Origin of the sequence: Thioalkalivibrio sp. ALJ1 (assembly GCF_000745395.1) — a bacterium.
GTDB lineage: Bacteria > Pseudomonadota > Gammaproteobacteria > Ectothiorhodospirales > Ectothiorhodospiraceae > Thioalkalivibrio.
The window spans coordinates 689,706-705,914 of the sequence record NZ_KN050684.1; the positions used below are offsets into that span (position 1 = coordinate 689,706).

Annotated in this window: 14 protein-coding genes; 5 read left to right on the forward strand and 9 right to left on the reverse strand. The window is 62.2% G+C overall.

Annotation, left to right across the window (positions count from 1 at the left end):
* Positions 1-210 precede the first annotated feature (210 nt).
* Complete coding sequence (locus tag F462_RS05555) at positions 211-2,283, reverse strand: TonB-dependent receptor family protein (protein WP_038052239.1); 2,073 nt, start codon at positions 2,281-2,283, stop codon at positions 211-213.
* 263 nt (positions 2,284-2,546) lie between these two features.
* On the opposite strand from F462_RS05555, the gene F462_RS05560 reads away from it, so the two are divergent.
* A complete protein-coding gene (locus tag F462_RS05560; protein WP_038052241.1) occupies positions 2,547-3,566 on the forward strand; it encodes a porin in 1,020 nt (339 codons plus the stop codon).
* A gap of 614 nt (positions 3,567-4,180) precedes the next feature.
* Here the strand turns inward: F462_RS05560 and F462_RS13755 are convergent.
* The 3 genes from F462_RS13755 to F462_RS05570 all read right to left on the reverse strand — a co-directional run bounded on the left by F462_RS13755 (position 4,181) and on the right by F462_RS05570 (position 5,407).
* Positions 4,181-4,345: a hypothetical protein gene (locus F462_RS13755; RefSeq protein WP_167549483.1), complete on the reverse strand. Its 165-nt coding sequence runs from the start codon at positions 4,343-4,345 to the stop codon at positions 4,181-4,183.
* Between the two features lie 161 nt (positions 4,346-4,506).
* A complete protein-coding gene (locus F462_RS05565; protein ID WP_018142308.1) occupies positions 4,507-5,040 on the reverse strand; it encodes an FKBP-type peptidyl-prolyl cis-trans isomerase in 534 nt (177 codons plus the stop codon).
* 16 nt (positions 5,041-5,056) lie between these two features.
* Positions 5,057-5,407 (reverse strand): hypothetical protein, encoded by a 351-nt coding sequence (locus F462_RS05570; RefSeq protein WP_038054835.1) that lies wholly within the window; start codon positions 5,405-5,407, stop codon positions 5,057-5,059.
* Between F462_RS05570 and F462_RS13640 the strand changes: the two genes are divergently transcribed.
* The gene (locus F462_RS13640; RefSeq protein WP_156100397.1) at positions 5,397-5,570 is read left to right on the forward strand and encodes a hypothetical protein; all 174 of its coding nucleotides are present in this window, start codon (positions 5,397-5,399) and stop codon (positions 5,568-5,570) included. The genes F462_RS05570 and F462_RS13640 overlap by 11 nt on opposite strands.
* Here F462_RS13640 and aprA read toward each other — a convergent pair.
* Genes aprA through F462_RS05585 form a run of 3 tightly spaced genes read right to left on the reverse strand, consistent with a single transcriptional unit; the run spans position 5,567 to position 8,759 of the window.
* Positions 5,567-7,468: an adenylyl-sulfate reductase subunit alpha gene (aprA, locus tag F462_RS05575; RefSeq protein ID WP_038052243.1), complete on the reverse strand. Its 1,902-nt coding sequence runs from the start codon at positions 7,466-7,468 to the stop codon at positions 5,567-5,569. The genes F462_RS13640 and aprA overlap by 4 nt on opposite strands.
* Positions 7,468-7,947, reverse strand: a complete 480-nt coding sequence (aprB, locus tag F462_RS05580; RefSeq protein WP_018142311.1) for an adenylyl-sulfate reductase subunit beta — start codon at positions 7,945-7,947, stop codon at positions 7,468-7,470. The genes aprA and aprB overlap by 1 nt, the downstream gene beginning before the upstream one ends.
* Positions 7,948-7,985: 38 nt before the next feature.
* A complete protein-coding gene (locus tag F462_RS05585; RefSeq protein ID WP_026181717.1) occupies positions 7,986-8,759 on the reverse strand; it encodes a hypothetical protein in 774 nt (257 codons plus the stop codon).
* A 557-nt stretch (positions 8,760-9,316) separates the two neighbouring features.
* On the opposite strand from F462_RS05585, the gene sat reads away from it, so the two are divergent.
* Positions 9,317-10,510, forward strand: a complete 1,194-nt coding sequence (gene sat, locus F462_RS05590; protein WP_038052246.1) for a sulfate adenylyltransferase — start codon at positions 9,317-9,319, stop codon at positions 10,508-10,510.
* Between the two features lie 94 nt (positions 10,511-10,604).
* Here sat and F462_RS05595 read toward each other — a convergent pair whose 3' ends face one another.
* Together F462_RS05595 and F462_RS05600 are read right to left on the reverse strand one after the other, a co-directional pair.
* Positions 10,605-11,207: a CBS domain-containing protein gene (locus tag F462_RS05595; RefSeq protein ID WP_018142314.1), complete on the reverse strand. Its 603-nt coding sequence runs from the start codon at positions 11,205-11,207 to the stop codon at positions 10,605-10,607.
* A 135-nt stretch (positions 11,208-11,342) separates the two neighbouring features.
* The gene (locus F462_RS05600; protein WP_038052249.1) at positions 11,343-11,885 is read right to left on the reverse strand and encodes a metallophosphoesterase family protein; all 543 of its coding nucleotides are present in this window, start codon (positions 11,883-11,885) and stop codon (positions 11,343-11,345) included.
* A 415-nt stretch (positions 11,886-12,300) separates the two neighbouring features.
* On the opposite strand from F462_RS05600, the gene F462_RS05605 reads away from it, so the two are divergent.
* Positions 12,301-15,162 carry a molybdopterin oxidoreductase family protein gene (locus tag F462_RS05605; protein ID WP_038052251.1) on the forward strand — a complete coding sequence of 954 codons (2,862 nt, stop codon included), beginning with the start codon at positions 12,301-12,303 and terminating at the stop codon, positions 15,160-15,162.
* A 299-nt stretch (positions 15,163-15,461) separates the two neighbouring features.
* Positions 15,462-16,193: a 4Fe-4S dicluster domain-containing protein gene (locus F462_RS05610; RefSeq protein WP_018142317.1), complete on the forward strand. Its 732-nt coding sequence runs from the start codon at positions 15,462-15,464 to the stop codon at positions 16,191-16,193.
* Positions 16,194-16,209: the final 16 nt, after the last annotated feature.

Genomic DNA, 16,209 nt, shown 5'->3' on the forward strand with positions numbered 1-16,209 from the left:
CCGAACACCCGTCCTTAATGCAGCTCGCGTCGCTCGGGGCATCCCGCGACGTAGTGACGACGGCGCCTCTTCAACGCACCGTCATTGCGAGGAGGCGAAGCTGACGTGGCAATCTCCGAACGCTGGCAACGCGGTGCTTCCGGAGGGAGATTGCTTCGTCGGCTGCGCCTCCTCGCAATGACGGTGCAGGGTCCGGCTTGGTGGCGCGCGCTAGCGCCCGAAGGTCATGCGCATGCCGGCCATCAGGGTCAGGCCCGGTGCCGGCTCGTAGTAGCGGCGGTTGCCGTCGTTGATGCGGATGTTGTCGACGTTGTCCACGTCCAGCAGGTTGTTCGCGGCCACGAAGGCCTCGACATGGGCGTTGCCGTCCTGCCAGTGGCGGCCCGCGCGCAGGTTCAGCGTGGTCTGTCCGCCTACCCGTTCGTCGTTGGCGTCGTTCACGTAGCGCCCGCCCGTGTACAGCGCATCGACGGTGACAAAGTACGGGCCCTGGCGCCAGTCGGCCTCCACGAACAGCTGCTCGCGCGGCAGGCCGGGCAGGCGGTTGCCGTCCTGCCGTTCGCCCTGCTGGTCCACGAAATCCCGATAGCGGAAGTCGTTCAGGCTGAGCGCGCTGGACAGCGTCCACTGCTCGGTTGCGGCCCAGTCGACCGCCAGCTCGAAGCCGTTGCGCGCGGTCCGGCCGGCGTTGGTGTAGAAGGTGCGCCCGTCCACGTTGGGCTCCTCGAACGGGGCGATCTCGTCGCGCACGCGGGTCGCGTAGACCGAGGCGTCCCAGGCCAGGCGACCGGTCTCGCGGCGGATTCCGACCTCGATGCTGCGTGCTCGCTGGGGGTCGAGGCCGTCGTTGAAGCCACCCCCGCCCTCGGGGTTCGCGAACTCGGTGAAGGTCGGCGTCTCGAAGTTGGTGGCCACGTTCACGTAGGCCCGGTAGTCCGGACGGAAGTGCCAGATCAGCCCCGCCATCGCGCTGGTCTCGCGGAAGGTCCGCTCATCCGAGCGGTCCGGTTCGCCCACCTGCTCGGAGAAATGGTCATCGATGGACATGCGGATACGGTCGTGGCGCGCGCCGAGCACCATGTTCCAGTCGGACCCCAGCGCGGTGTCGGTCTGCACGAACACCCCACGCGAGCGGGCGCGTTCGCGCTGATCCAGCGCGAGATCGTCGATCGAGGGGGTGCCGCCCGGGCAATTCGCCTGTCCCTGGATATCGGTGCAGCGCCGGGTGCGGTCGTCGCGCTGTTCCTCGAGATCAATACCGGTCAGCACCCGGGTCGGCCCGATATCCTGTTCGTACTGGGCGTTGAGCCCGTAGAAGTCTCGTTCGTAGGCCACCCGCGAGTCGCCGGGGAATGGCAGTTGCTGTTCGTAGTCGCGCTGGGTCCAGAACCCGCCGAGGCGCAGCTCGCCGGGGCCGAGCGACTGTTCCCACTGCAATCCCGTGGTCAGCTGCTCGGCCTCCTGTGTGCTGTCGAGGGCCGTGGCTAGCGGGGCGGCCGCGCGGCGGTTCTGACGCATCTCCTCGCGGGTGAGTCCGCCGGGGTCGTCGGTGCGTGGGGCATCGAGGTAGCGCAGGTGGAAGTTCAGCGTGCCAGCCTCCAGCTCCGAGGCGGTATGCAGGCGCAGGTAGCGCTTCTCGGCGGTGGACTGGTCGCGGTAGCCGTCGATGGCGAAGTCGTGGGCGGTCAGGGAGTAGCGATAGGTCCCATAGTCCTGCTCGGCGATGGCCTCGGCGCGGCGATAGCCGTAGCTGCCCATTTGTACACCACCGCCAAAGCCACGCGGGTCGCGCCCGTCGCGGGTGCGCGCCGAGATCACGCCGCCGGAGGCATTGCCGTATAGCGCCGCGCTGGGTCCGCGCAGCACCTCGATGTCGCGCAGGTTCAACAGGTCGATCGTATCCACCTGTGACTGGCCGTCCGGCGTGGTCTCGGGGATCCCGTCCTGCAGGATACGCAGCCCGCGCACGCCGAACGGTGCGCGCGAGCCGAAGCCGCGGATGGAGATGCGCGCGTCCTGCGCGAAGTTGTAGCGATTCTGGGCGAACAGCCCCGGCACGCGGTTCAGCGACTCATCCAGCTGCAGGCCCTGGCGCCCCTCGGTGGCCTGGCGCTCGTCGACCCGCGAGACCGCGGCCGGCAGATCCGCCAGCGGTGTAGCCAAGCGCGGTGCGGTGACCGTGACCTCCACGGGATCTAATACTGGTGGTTGGTCCTCGGCTGGCGCCTGCGCCGGGCTCAGCAGCAGAGCCGCAACCGCGAGGGGCGCCGATCGAGGGGCCATCCACTGAGATCGTCGCATTGCCAACCTCCCTCCTGCCGCCCCCGCAAAGGGTGCGATTCGTCGGCCACACCCCGTCCTTAGGAGGACTCGCGGACGTCCGAGGGGTTCCCGTTAGCCCAAGTCTCGTATTTACAACAGTGTTGCCATTTAACGCGATCTTCATAGCCGCTTAACCGGAACGTCACGCCGCCTCCCCATGCTTGCGTCCTGTCGGCACACCCCCGTGTCCCGCCAAATTTCGCAATGCAAACAGGGAGAACCTCATGAACCGCAAGCACCTTCTGACCAGCCTGATCGCCGCCGGCCTGCTCGCCCCGGCCATCGCCACCGCCGACTGGACCCTCTATGGCCGCGCCCATGTCTCCGCCGACGTTCTCGACGACGGCGCGGACTACAACGAATTCAACGTCTCCAGCAACTCCAGCCGCCTGGGCTTCCGTGGCGAGCGCGAGTTCCGCGAACAACTCGTTGGCGTGTTCCAGATCGAACAGCAGATCGACTTCGATACCGATGGGACGGACTTCGCCACTCGCGACACCTTTGTGGGCCTGAAGGGTTCCGACTGGGGTATGCTGCGCGTCGGCAAGTTCGACACACCTTTCAAGCGCGCGCGTGGCCCTGCGAACTTCTTTGGCGACCAGGTCGGCGACATGCGTAACCTGACGCGTTCGGCGGCCCAGACCGGTCGGTTCGACGAGCGTTTCCGCAACAGCATCCATTACCAGACCCCCAGCTTCGGTGGCCTGACCTGGAACATTCAGTACTCGAACGAGACTGAAGGGGCCACTACGGTCGACGGCGCCGACAACAAGGCCTACTCGACCTCACTGAATTTGAACATGGGGGACCTGACCGGCGCCCTGGCCTACGAGAAGCAGGAAGACGGTGACGTTAATCCGGACGCCTGGCGTCTGGCGGTCGGCTACCGCATCACGCCGGCCTTCCGGATGGGCGCCTTCTACCAGAACTCCGAGACGGTGAACGGTGACGACGCCGACATCTATGGTCTGGGCGGTCAGTTCCGCCTGACCCCGAGCATGTATCTGAACGGCCACGCCTTCAAACTGGATTCCGATCTGGACGATGCCGACGCCACCATGTACGCGCTGGGTCTCGAGTATCGCCTGGATAACGATCTGCGCTTCTACGGCAACATCGCCATGGTCGACAACGATGACGCTTCGGCCCTGACGCCATGGGGTGCCGCGCGCACCTCCGGTCCGGGTGGCGCCGCGGGTGAAAACGCCACCGCGTTCTCGATTGGGATGCGTTACGACTTCTGATCGTGCAGCACCGGGGCCGGCGGCCAGGACCGCCCTCCCCGTTCACCAAGCCCCGCCGGTCTACGCCCCGGCGGGGCTTTTTTCTGTCGGGAGCACATAGCCAAAAGGCGATTCGCCAACCATTGCTGTCTTCGACAAGCCGGGCACGAGGCGGGCCAGGACCTCCGGCTGCAAGGGTGTCCGCTCGGCCATGGACAGGTTACCCAAATCGAATTCGGCTTCGTCAGGAAAGGGTGAGCTGCAGCCCGCGGCGAGCGCCACGGTGATTGCGGGCAGGATGCCCGCGAGCGTAACGGGGTTTACGAGCGCATTCCGTTGCTGTGACCTCGGCGATCCGTGCCGCAGGTTTGGGGGAGGAACCTAGCTGGGGACTGTCAAAACGGTCAGTGCCATCGATCGGCCCGACCTACCGCTGGACTTGCGTATATCCCACCATAAGAGCGGAGGTGACAGATACAGAACAGGCCACCGTCGTTGGGAACTCCGTTACCGGAGGGGCAACCCACCCGCGCGTCTGTCGAGCTATGCCTGCCCGTGCATCCATGACGTGCTCGGCTGATCAGGTCGCATGGAAACGGCCGCGCAAGCAAATCGCGGTTGCGCGGCCGGTACGATTACGGGCGCTTGGGGGTCTGGTATTCGGCCTCTTTCTGGAAGGGTTCCCAGATGGTTTCATAGCCCACGTAGCCCTTTTCGTTGGGCGGAAGCTGCCGAGTGGTCAGGAACTGGGACTTGCCATCCGGCACTTCGGGCTTCTTCTTATCGGTTGCTGCACTCATGCTTCACCTCGTCTCGATGAAAGTGGGGGAAGGGGTTTACTGGCGTCAGCCCCCCAAATTGCTGACAGGTGTTTGTGTTGGTGCTTGCGCCATTTCTTCGCTGGCGGCCGCATGCGCAAAACCTTCACGCGCACAGTCGCCTTGGCCAGACTTTGTTCGGCCTAGGGATTCCCGTTGACCATGTCGATGGGCACTGCCTTTCCGGTGTCGATATCCGGGCCGGTTTCCACCTTGCCGCCGTGTGCAATCTCCTCGTCGGAAGCATCCCGAACCAGCGTGATATCCAGCTTGAAGATGACTTCCCGCCCACACAGCGGATTGTTGCCGTCAATGGTCACCGTGCTTTCATCGACGCGAGTCACCAGGAAACTCTTGGTCTGACCCCGGTCATTCTCCATCAGGATGGCGGTGCCGACCTCGCGGTATTCCTCGGGGACATTTTCGATGTAATCCGTAATCACCAGGGACTCATCGCGCGGGCCGTAGATGGCGTTGCAGTCGATCGGCACCTCAATGGTGTCACCCTGGGCACGACCCTCGAGCTCCGACATGACCTGGGGGGACAGGATCTCGTTGACCCCGTGGACGTAGCCAAGCGGAAATTCGACGGCGGTCAGGACCTCACCGGACTTTTGGTCGATGACCTTGTAGGTCAGTTCGACGTACTGGTTGGCTTGGATTACGTTCTTTGTCATTGCCAATTCCGTCATATCAAAAAATGGACGCGCCGAAGATTCGTATTTCGCCTTCTTCGTAGCCGAGGACCATGCGCCCCAGCCATTCGCCTTCCTTCTTGGTACTGCGGACCCGGTACAGGACGGTGACATGCTCGCCGCGGCGGATCATGCCGAGGTAGTCCCAATCGTCGCTGAGGCTACGGGTCAATTCGCTCTGTGCGAACTGCTTGCCCACTTCGACTTCGTTCAGACCAAACAGGAGGTTGTAGGAGAACTTGCGCACGAAGTTCCCAAACTGCCCCTTGTTGGAATACTTGATGAGATCGCTCCACATGGGGTTGGCAACCTCGAGAATCTCTTCGTCGGAGTGATCGATGATGTTCATCGAAGTCTCCGGCAGTGCCTGTGCATCGGCTGTGCTGTTCATGTTGGAAAAGCTCCCGGATGTGGCGGTTGAAAAAGAAGACCAACGCGCTCGCCCGTTGGTCTTCGCTGCTTCCGGCAGTCGTGACGGGGTCATTGCTGACCCCGTCACGCTAACACCCTAGGCCTCTTCCTTCTCGGCCTCTTTGGCGGGGGCTTCGTCTGTGTCGACAAGGTGATAGCACGGCGCCTTCTCCATGGTGTACTCGCCGGTCTTCGGATCACGGCGGGATACGGTGAGGTGGTGCCAGTTCTTGTCGTCGAGCTTCATATAGTCACCGCGATAGTAGTATCCCGGCCAACGTGTTTCCTTACGGAACAGCGTGTGATGGAAGACGCTCTCGGCCGTACGGAAACGGTGCTTGAGTTCCCAGGCACGCAGCAGCTCGTGGATATCCTCCGCGGCCAGCTTTTCCAGGTCCTCTTCGAGCGTATGCATCTTCTTCAGACCGATGTTGAGCAGCTTTTCGTTGGTCATGTAGCTGACCGTCACGCCACCGCAGTACTCGTCCATCATCTTTTGCAGGCGGTCGAGACCCTGGCGCGGGTTGATGTAGTTCGGGTTGACCGAACCCGCGACGACCTCGTTGCGGTAGACCTTGTAATGCTCGAGCGGCTTGTAGATCTCGTCTTTCAGCTTGTTGACCTGATCGTCGGAGACCCGGATGCCGTCGGCCTTGCCATCGTCGATGTACTTGCAAGCGGCTTTCGCGGCCAGACGGCCCTCGGTAAACGAGCCCGAGGAGAACGCGTGCGGCGTACCACCCACGGCATCGCCGGCACCGAACAAGCCTTCGACGCTGGTCATGCGGTTGTAACCCCAGAAGTACTCGGGCGGGGAGACATCCTCAGGGCCGGAGCACCACGCGCCGCAACCGGTGGCGTGCGAACCCATCACGTAGGGCTCGGAGGTGGTCAGCTCGGGGTTCTCGTTCTTGGGATCGACGTCGGTCGCGGCCCACAGGACGGCTTGGCCGACAGTCATGCCGAGGAAGTTCTCCCAGCCCACCTCTTCTAAATGAGGATCCTGGAAGGCCTCCATGGTGATCATGTGGATCGGGCCACGGCCGGCGTTCACCTCGCTGAGGAAGGCGTGGTTGCGCAGGCAGGTCGGGATCGGACGATGGGTCGCGTGCGACAGCTCCGGATCCAGGTATTCCTTGCCGACCATTTCCTGCAGCTGCGGCCACCACTTGGACTCATACTCTTCCCCGACGCAGTTCTGGGTACGGGTCTTGAGGTGCAGGAAGTAGGCACCGACCGGGCCGTAACCGTCCTTGAAACGGGCCAGCACGATGCGGTTTTCCATCTGGGTCATCTTGGCGCCGGCGTTGATCAGCAGGCCATAGGCAGAACCGGAAGACCACGGCGCGTACCAGACGCGACCCGCACCTTCGCCCACCGAACGCGGCTTGAAGATCATCGATGCGCCGCCCGCGGCGACCACGACCGACTTCGACTTGAATACGTGGTAGTCACCCGTGCGGACGTTGAAGCCGACGGCACCGGCCACCCGGTTTTCCTTGGATTCGTCCATCAACAGGTGGGTGACACAGATGCGGTTGTAGATCTTGTCGGCAGACTTTTTCGCGGCCTCGGCGACGATCGGCTTGTAGGATTCGCCGTGGATCATGATCTGCCAGCGACCTTCACGCTGATAGGCGCCGGTCTTGGGATCGCGCATCAGCGGCAGGCCCCACTCCTCGAACTGGTGCACCGTGGAATCCACGTGGCGCGCCATGTCGAACAGCAGGTCCTCGCGCACCATGCCCATAAGGTCGATGCGGGCGTAGCGGACATGGTCCTCGGGGTTGTTCTCACCCCAGCGGGTGCCCATATAGCAATTGATCGCATACAGGCCCTGGGCCACGGCGCCGGAACGGTCGATGTTGGCCTTTTCGGCAATCACGACTCGCTTGTCCTGGCCCCAGTACCGGGCTTCCCAAGCTGCGCCCGTGCCGCCCAATCCGGCGCCACAGACGAGAATGTCGATGTTGTCTTCGACGACTGTCTTATAGGCCATCAGTAATACACCCCTTCTTTCAGTTTGAGACCCGCGGCCTCCAGCGTGTGCAGGCCCCCCTCATCCATGCGGATGTACTTCGGCTCGTTGAACAGCAGCTGGCTGTCCCGCATCGACTTGTCCGGGCCGGGCACGTCCGACAATTGTGGAATGTGCTTGCCCCAGGGCTTGGTCGTAATGGGAGACAGGAAATTCTTCTCGCGGCCATCTCGGAACTTGATCCGCCACGCGATGGTGCCCCGCTCCTCGTCGCGATGGACGCGGACGCTGTGCCCCAACGGCGCGAAGTCGGCATAGCCACGCACGTCGATGGCGTGCTGCGGGCAGGCCTTCACGCAGGAGTAGCACTCCCAGCACATGTTGGGCTCGATGTTGTAGGCGCGACGCGTGGTCTCGTCGATGTGCATGATGTCCGACGGGCAGATATCCACGCAGTAGCCACAGCCGTCACAACGGGTCATGTATACGAAAGTTGGCATGGTTGTCCTCGTTCGATGCTGATGTTCGGGTGAATGGCTTAGTAGTGGTGCGGCGGTTCGCGCTTGATACCCAGCCCCATCTCCATCGGCGCGTCACGCAGCAGTTCCATCGAGTGACGCTTTTGCTGCTCCGGATCGTCGCGCGAGAGGGTCGGCAGGTTCTCGGCGGAACCATCGGCCTTGGTGAGACGCTTCTGATAGGCCGCAGCGGGCTTGAAGAACATGTGCGCGAACTTGGACCAGTAGACCGATGCGAACAGGGTCGTAGTAGCCGCAAGGAACAGGGCGAAGAACAGCCAGCCGAGTGCGCCACCCTGGGTCAGCGACCACAGGATGCCAAAGGTGGCCATGCCCAGAAGCGAGAGGATGAACAGGTCGGCCCGCACCAGCTGATACCAGCGACGCCCCTCTGCGGAGACATCGACGCGGATGAAGAACCAGAACCAGTAACCACCAAAGGCCAGCGACAGCGCACCCAGATGCCACAACAGCGACGTCACCGGAGCGGCGGTCGCGGCCGGCTGGGCGAAGATCAGGATGGCCGAGGTGATCACGAACACCAGGAAGCCGTACATGATGAACAGGTGGGAGATACGGCGCTGAGGGTTGTCGAATTCACCGGCGGTGATGACTTCCTTACCGATGGTCTTCAGCGCCAGCGAGAATTTCTCGCCACCGTCCACGGAGCGCGTGGCGTTCTGCTGAGCCTTTTTGGAATTTTCGAAAAAGTACTTGGCACTCTTCTTGTGCATCATGTCGAAGATCGTGCCGGCGGCCACCAGGACGACCATGAGCACGACGTACACTTGCATGGCGGACGGTGGAATGACCGCGGCGAGTTCGGCGAAGGGATTGGTAGTGATCACGGTGTCTGGCCTCCTTGGTGTGTCCAATTAGCACAACGAGTCTGTGTCATAGCTAATTTCGCTTCAAATCAATCTTACCTGTCGCAACATAAGAGTAATGAATGGGGCGATATCCTTATTTATGGGTTCGCTAATTTAGAAAATTATTAAAACCGAATATTAGGCCGACGTCGACTATGTGGGCTCTGGTTGAGTTTGGAGATTGCAAGAAAACACATCCCGCCAAAATTCGCGACTGACAAGATACTACAGGAGGGGCCGGACAAGTGTTGCTAAACGCGGAAGCGGAGGAAAGACCGGAACGAGGGTCTTGCGTTTGGGTCAGATGGGCCGATCTAAAACCCGGCGCTTTATGGACTATCTTGTGCTACGTTCTGGATCGGCGAAGCGACACGCCCGGCCTTTAGATCGGCGTGGCTGCTTGCGCAACAAACTCAACAAAAGGCGGCCATGTCCGCCCAACTAATACGCCCACATCCAGCGTCGGCAGGAGAAAACGCCCCATGATCAAACCACACGGTGCAGACAGCCTGAAGCCTCTGTTTGTCTACGACCCCGAACAACATCACGCCCTGATGCAGGAGGCGGAAAGCCTCCCCTCGGTGATGATCAGCTCGGCCGCCGCGGGCAACGCGGTGATGATGGGCGGGGGATATTTCACCCCGCTGACCGGCTTCATGAATGTCGCCGACGCCATGAGCTGTGCCGAGAACATGCGGACCACCAGCGGCCTGTTCTTCCCGGTGCCGGTCGTCAACCTGATCGAGAATGCCGACGCCATCCGCGGAGCCAAGCGGGTCGCCCTGCGCGACCCCAACATGGAGGGCAATCCGGTCCTGGCCATCCAGGACGTCGAGGCGATCGAAGAGTTCTCGCCGGAACAAATGGAGACCATGACCCAGAAGGTTTATGGCACGACCGACCGCGAACACCCGGGTGTCGACGCTTTCAACAGCGCCGGCCGCATCTGCGTCTCCGGGCCGATTCAGGTCCTGCACTTTTCCTATTTCCAGGACGACTTCCCGGATACCTTCCGCACTGCGGTCGAGATCCGCAACGAGATCGCGGAACGTGGCTGGAATACGGTGGTGGCATTCCAGACCCGTAACCCGATGCACCGCGCCCACGAAGAGCTCTGCCGCATGGCGATGGAGCAGATTGGGGCCGACGGCGTGGTGATCCATATGCTGCTGGGCAAGCTCAAGCCCGGCGACATTCCGGCACCGGTGCGCGATGCCGCCATCCGCAAGATGGCCGAGATCTACTTCCCGCCGAACTCCGTGATGATTACCGGTTACGGCTTCGACATGCTCTACGCAGGCCCGAGGGAGGCGGTTCTGCACGCCCTCTTCCGTCAGAACATGGGAGCCACGCATTTCATCATCGGTCGTGATCACGCCGGGGTCGGGGATTACTACGGGCCATTCGACGCCCAGACCATCTTCGATACCGAGGTACCGGACGACGCCCTGGAGATCGAGATCTTCCGCGCCGACCACACGGCCTACTCGAAGAAGCTCAACCGGGTCGTGATGATGTGCGACGCGCCCGACCACGCCAAGGAAGACTTTGTCCTCCTGTCCGGAACCAAGGTCCGCGAGATGCTGGGCCGTGGCGAGGCACCCCCGCAGGAGTTCTCCCGCCCCGAAGTGGCGGAGATCCTGATGGACTACTACCAGCAGCTCAATCAGAAGTAGAGGGCGACTGGAGGCGTCTCGGGACAAGGCGCCGGTCAAACGAAAAACCGCCAGGGCCGGCCGGAACGGGCCTGCCTTGGCGGGAATTTTTCGGTTAGTACGCCTTGGTCAGCGCGGACTGAATCTGCGCAAAGGTCCGGGCAACGTCGAAGGTCTGGACCTCCAGCCCTAACTGACGGCCGATCTGAGTTGCCGAGAATATCCCCCGAATGCAGGTCTCCCCGGTCTCCGGATTGGTCTGACCCACCAGCGCGTGCTGTCGCCCCCAGTTCTTCAAGGTCGCGATGATGTCACCTACGTCGGCCCGCATCACCCGATGCATGTCGAGCAGATCAATATCCTCCACGGGGGCCATCAGGTCGCGGACCCGGAGATCCTCATGCTTCATGCCCCGCTCGTTCACCATCTGGATCGGGCGCTCGCCCTGGGTATCGCGCGCCGTGATCAGGCCGCGGACGCGCGACTCATCGACCACAACCAGCAAGCGGACGCCCTTGGCGATCATCTCCTCGGTCGCCTGACCCAGCGTCGCATCGGGCCCAATGGTGGCGACCGGAACCTTGCGAAAATCGGTCATCACACAAAGCGCCGAGGAGGCCATCGTCACCTGGGGCGCCTCTTCGGTCACCTGCTGCAGGCCGGTTCCGAGGTTGGCCTTGTGGGAAGGCAGGGGCTTGTGCGGGCTTTCTGCGGTCATCGTGCTCTCTCCATCCAGGGAAGGTCCCTAAGACGATGCACTGCTTGGCGTCTGCGGACAAGCCAAAATCTGACCCGCGGATTAACGAGCGCACCATTCCAGAGCCTCAGCCCCAGGGTGAAGTCCGCCAAGGCCTCACATCCGAGCCGCGACCACACTCGATTCTTCAGGCGTAGTCCGAATCTCGAAGGCCATGCTGTCCAGGTCGCCAATGGCCCAGGTCGCCTCGGGCGCGCCGAGCCCCGCCACCGTCCCGGGATTTACCAGCCAGGTCGAGCCATTCTGGACATGAGGCTGCTGTCGGATCTCGGTTTCGTGACTGTGCCCACAACAGACCAGATCGTAGTCACCCGTGCATGCCATCGCGTGGGCATGGTGCGGGTAGTGAGTGACAAAGATGCGCCGCCCGCCCAGCGTGATCGAGGCATCCTGCCCGTAGTAGGTCAGCAGGCCTTCGGACTGGTGGGCAATGCGCGAGATCGCCACCGGATCACCCAGGTTATTTCCATGTACCGCGTGGATCGGAATACCGAGCTTCAGCGAGGCGCGCAGGGTATTCCCACCAATCAGGTCACCGCAGTGGATCGCCACTTCGGCCCCTTCGGCAATACCGGCCTCGATCGCCCGCGCCAGCATAGGGCCGCGGTCATGACTGTCGGAAACAATACATACCTTCATAGGATTCGCAGACCTTTTTGTCGTCGATCGGGTTGATTTGTGATGCCTACTGCATGAACCGCCACAGGAGCGTTGACCCGCGTTTTCGGGATCGATGACCAGCCAGCTGGCTTCCGTAATTTAATCACATTCTAATTGAAGACTGCCTTCACGCACGAGTCGATTTTACTTGCTGACAATCCGCGGCGAGCCAAGGACATTCGAGCTTCATTACCGAACCCTAATGCCGCAAATCTGCCTATTTTAATCAAGAATGGCCGCATTAATTTACCCGCGTCTCCCGTCACAATCGGGATGATCGAAGTGTCTTGTGTCGGTCACCCCGGAACTGCATAGTGGGGGCAACCCTGTGAGAACGCGACAGGGGGAAACAATTATATCGTGATTGTCTAAACCATTAAGGCGCTAACGATTTATGGCACAGACCCCCTCGCAGGAAATCAAGAACACCACTTGTTACATGTGCGCCTGCCGTTGCGGCATCCGGGTGCACTTGCGGGATGGGGAGGTTCGCTACATCGATGGCAACCCCGACCACCCGATCAACGAAGGCGTGATCTGCGCAAAAGGTGCCTCCGGCATCATGAAGCAGCACTCGCCGGCACGCCTGACCCAGCCACTGCGCCGCAAGGCGGGCGCCGAACGCGGCGATGGCGAGTTCGAGCCGATCTCCTGGGAGGAGACCTTCGAGATCCTCTCCGAACGCCTCGGCCACATCCGCGAGACCGACCCGAAACGCTTTGCCCTGTTCACTGGACGTGACCAGATGCAGGCGCTGACCGGCCTGTTCGCCAAGCAGTTCGGCACCCCCAACTACGCGGCCCACGGCGGCTTCTGCTCGGTCAACATGGCCGCCGGCATGATCTACACCATCGGTGGCTCGTTCTGGGAGTTCGGTGGGCCCGACCTCGAACGCTCCAAACTGTTCGTGATGATCGGCACCGCCGAGGATCACCACTCCAACCCGCTGAAGGTCGCGATCTCGAAGTTCAAGCGCCAGGGCGGACGCTTCATCTCCATCAACCCGGTGCGCACGGGCTATTCCGCGATCGCCGACGAATGGGTCCCGATTCGTCCGGGCACCGACGGCGCCCTGCTGCTGGCTCTGATCCACGAGATCATGAACAAGGGGTTGTACGACCGCGATTTCCTGGTCCGCTATAGCAATGCCGGCCAGCTGGTAAACATGGACGAGGACAGCGATGCCTTCGGCATGTTCCTGCGCGAGGAAGCGCCACCGGAAGAAGGCTGTTACGACGCACAGAACCAGCTCTGGTGGGACCGCAAGACGGGCCGCCCGGTAACGACCCATACCCCAGGCGCCGACCCGTACCTGCTGGGTGAGTTCACCCTGCAAGACGGCACCCGCACCAAACCCTCGTTCCAGCTGTTGCAGGATCGGGTCGCCGAATACACCCCCGAATGGGCCGAACGGATCACCGGTATCTCGGCCAAGGATATCCGCCGCCTGGCCCATGAAATGGGCGTGACGGCTCGCGATCAGCGCATCGAACTTCCGATCGCCTGGACCGATTCCTGGGGCGAGGAACACGAGTCGGTGACCGGTAACCCGGTCTCCTTCCACGCGATGCGCGGGCTGGCCGCACACTCGAACGGCTTTCACACCATCCGTTCGCTATCGATCCTGATGTCCCTGCTGGGCACGATCGACCGGCCTGGCGGTTTCCGCCACAAGGCCCCGTTCCCGCGTCCGATTCCGCCCTGCGCCCGCACGCCGAAGGGGCCGGAGGGCGTGCAGCCCGGCAAGCCGCTGGACGGCATGGTGCTCGGCTGGCCAGCCAGCCCGGACGACCTGTTCGTGGACGACAAGGGCGAGCCCGTGCGCCTCGACAAGGCGTTTTCCTGGGAATACCCGCTGGCCGTGCACGGCATGATGCACAACGCGATCACCAACGCCTGGCGCGGGGATCCCTACCCGATCGACACCCTGCTGATCTTCATGGCCAACATGGCGTGGAACTCGACCATGAACACGGAAGAGGTCCGCAAGATGCTGAACGACAAGGACGACAACGGGGAATACAAGATCCCGTTCCTGGTCGTGGCGGATGCCTTCCAGTCCGAGATGACGGCGTTCGCCGACCTGATCCTGCCGGACACCACTTATCTCGAGCGCCACGACGTGATGTCCATGCTGGACCGCCCGATCTCCGAGTTCGACGGGCCGGTGGACTCGGTGCGCATTCCCGTCGTCCCACCCAAGGGCGAGTGCAAGCCGTTCCAGGAGGTGCTGATCGAACTCGGCTCGCACCTGAAACTGCCGGCATTCGTGAACGACAAGGGCGAACGCAAGTTCCGCGACTACCCCGATTTTGTCGTCAACTACGAGACCGAACCAGGCTCCGGCATCGGTTTTCTGGCGGGCTGGCGCGGTAAGGGCGGGGAGAAATCCCTGCGCGGCGAACCGAACCCCAACCAGTGGGAGATGTACGCCCAGAACAACTGCGTATTCCAGTACGAGCTGCCGCGCAGCTACCAGTACATGCGCAACTGGAACAAAGGCTATCTCGAGTGGTCGCAGCGCAACCGCATCACGCGCTTTGGCGAGCCGATCCTGATCCACCTCTACTCCGAGGTGCTAATGAAGTTCCGCGCCGCCGCCCAGGGCAAGGGCCCCTCGCGCAAGGCGCCGGCCCACCTGGCCAAGCGTGTCGAGACCTTCTTCGACCCGCTACCGTTCTACTACGACCCGCTGGAATACCAGTCCACCAACAAGCACACCTACCCGCTAGCCGCGATCACGCAACGGCCGATGGCGATGTACCACTCCTGGGACTCCCAGAATGCCTGGCTGCGTCAGATCCACGCGCACAACGTGCTGTACGTCAATTCACGTACCGCCAAGGCGGCCGGGATCCACGACGAAGACTGGATCTGGGTGGAGAGTCAGTGGGGCCGGGTGCGCTGTATGGCCAAGTACTCGGAAGCGGTCGAGCCCGGCACGGTCTGGACCTGGAACGCGATCGGCAAGGCCGCAGGCGCCTGGAACCTGACCCCGAAGGCGAACGAGTCGCGCAAGGGTTTCCTGCTGAATCACCTGATCTCCGAGGAGCTCCCGGGCGATGAAGGCCCGATCTCCAACTCCGACCCGGTGACCGGCCAGGCCGCCTGGTACGACGTACGCGTTCGCATCTACAAGGCCGAAGAAGGGGAACCGCAGGAGACTTCGCCCCAGTTCAAGTCCCTCAAACCCTACCCCGGCCAATCCACACGGGCTCGTGTAGTGAACTTCTTTGCGGGCCTGGGGAAACGCTGAACAATGTACATACTCGCGTTGGCACCCCAGGTTTTCCGAGACAAGGCGCGGTGCGCAGCCGGTAGTGGTTTTACCGGCAAGGGCCGCAACGCAGGATCGGGGAACCTGGTCCGCCAACCCCACAAACCATTGAAAAGCAGGGGCTCGGCCGCCCGTCGTTATCAAAAACGGGCATGCGCACGGCGTTGCGGCTCCCCTACGCAGAGTGACTGCACGGCAGTCGCCGCGTCTTGTTCGCACGCAAAAGCGACTCGAGCGCGAGTGCGCACATTGTGCAGCGTTTCCCCAGGAGGCAAGAAATGACCCAACTCGCCCTTGTCATCGATCTCAACGTATGCGTGGGCTGCCACGCCTGCGTCACCAGCTGCAAGGAATGGAACACCTCCGGCGATGCCGGCCCGCTGGTCGACCAGAACCCCTACGATGCGGACCCGACCGGTACCTTCTTCAACCGGGTGCAGAGTTTCGAAGTCGGTGAGTACCCGAACACCGAGACGGTGCACTTTCCCAAGTCCTGTCTGCACTGCGAGGAACCACCCTGCGTGCCCGTCTGCCCGACCGGGGCGTCCTACAAGCGCGAGTCGGACGGTATCGTGCTGGTCGACTACGACAAGTGCATCGGCTGCAAGTATTGCTCCTGGGCCTGCCCCTACGGCGTGCGCGAAGTGGATGCCGAAAGCAAGGTGATGACCAAGTGCACGCTGTGCGTAGACCGCATTTATAACGAGGAGCTGCCGGAATGGGACCGCAAGCCGGCCTGCGTACGCGCCTGTCCGACGAATGCGCGGTTGTACGGCGACATCCATGACCCCGAGTCGGTGGTCTCGAAGGCGATACGCGAGGCGGGGGGCTACCAACTGATGCCCGAATGGGGCAGCAAGCCGGCCAATCACTACCTGCCGCGACGCAAGACCCAACTCACCATCCGCGAGGACGAGGTGGAACGCGCTGACAATCCCCTCAAGATTGACAGCCAGCTACCCAAGCCCGGACAGGAAGAACCCTCTCTCGACGACGTCACCAGCTGGTAATCAGGGACGAACAGAC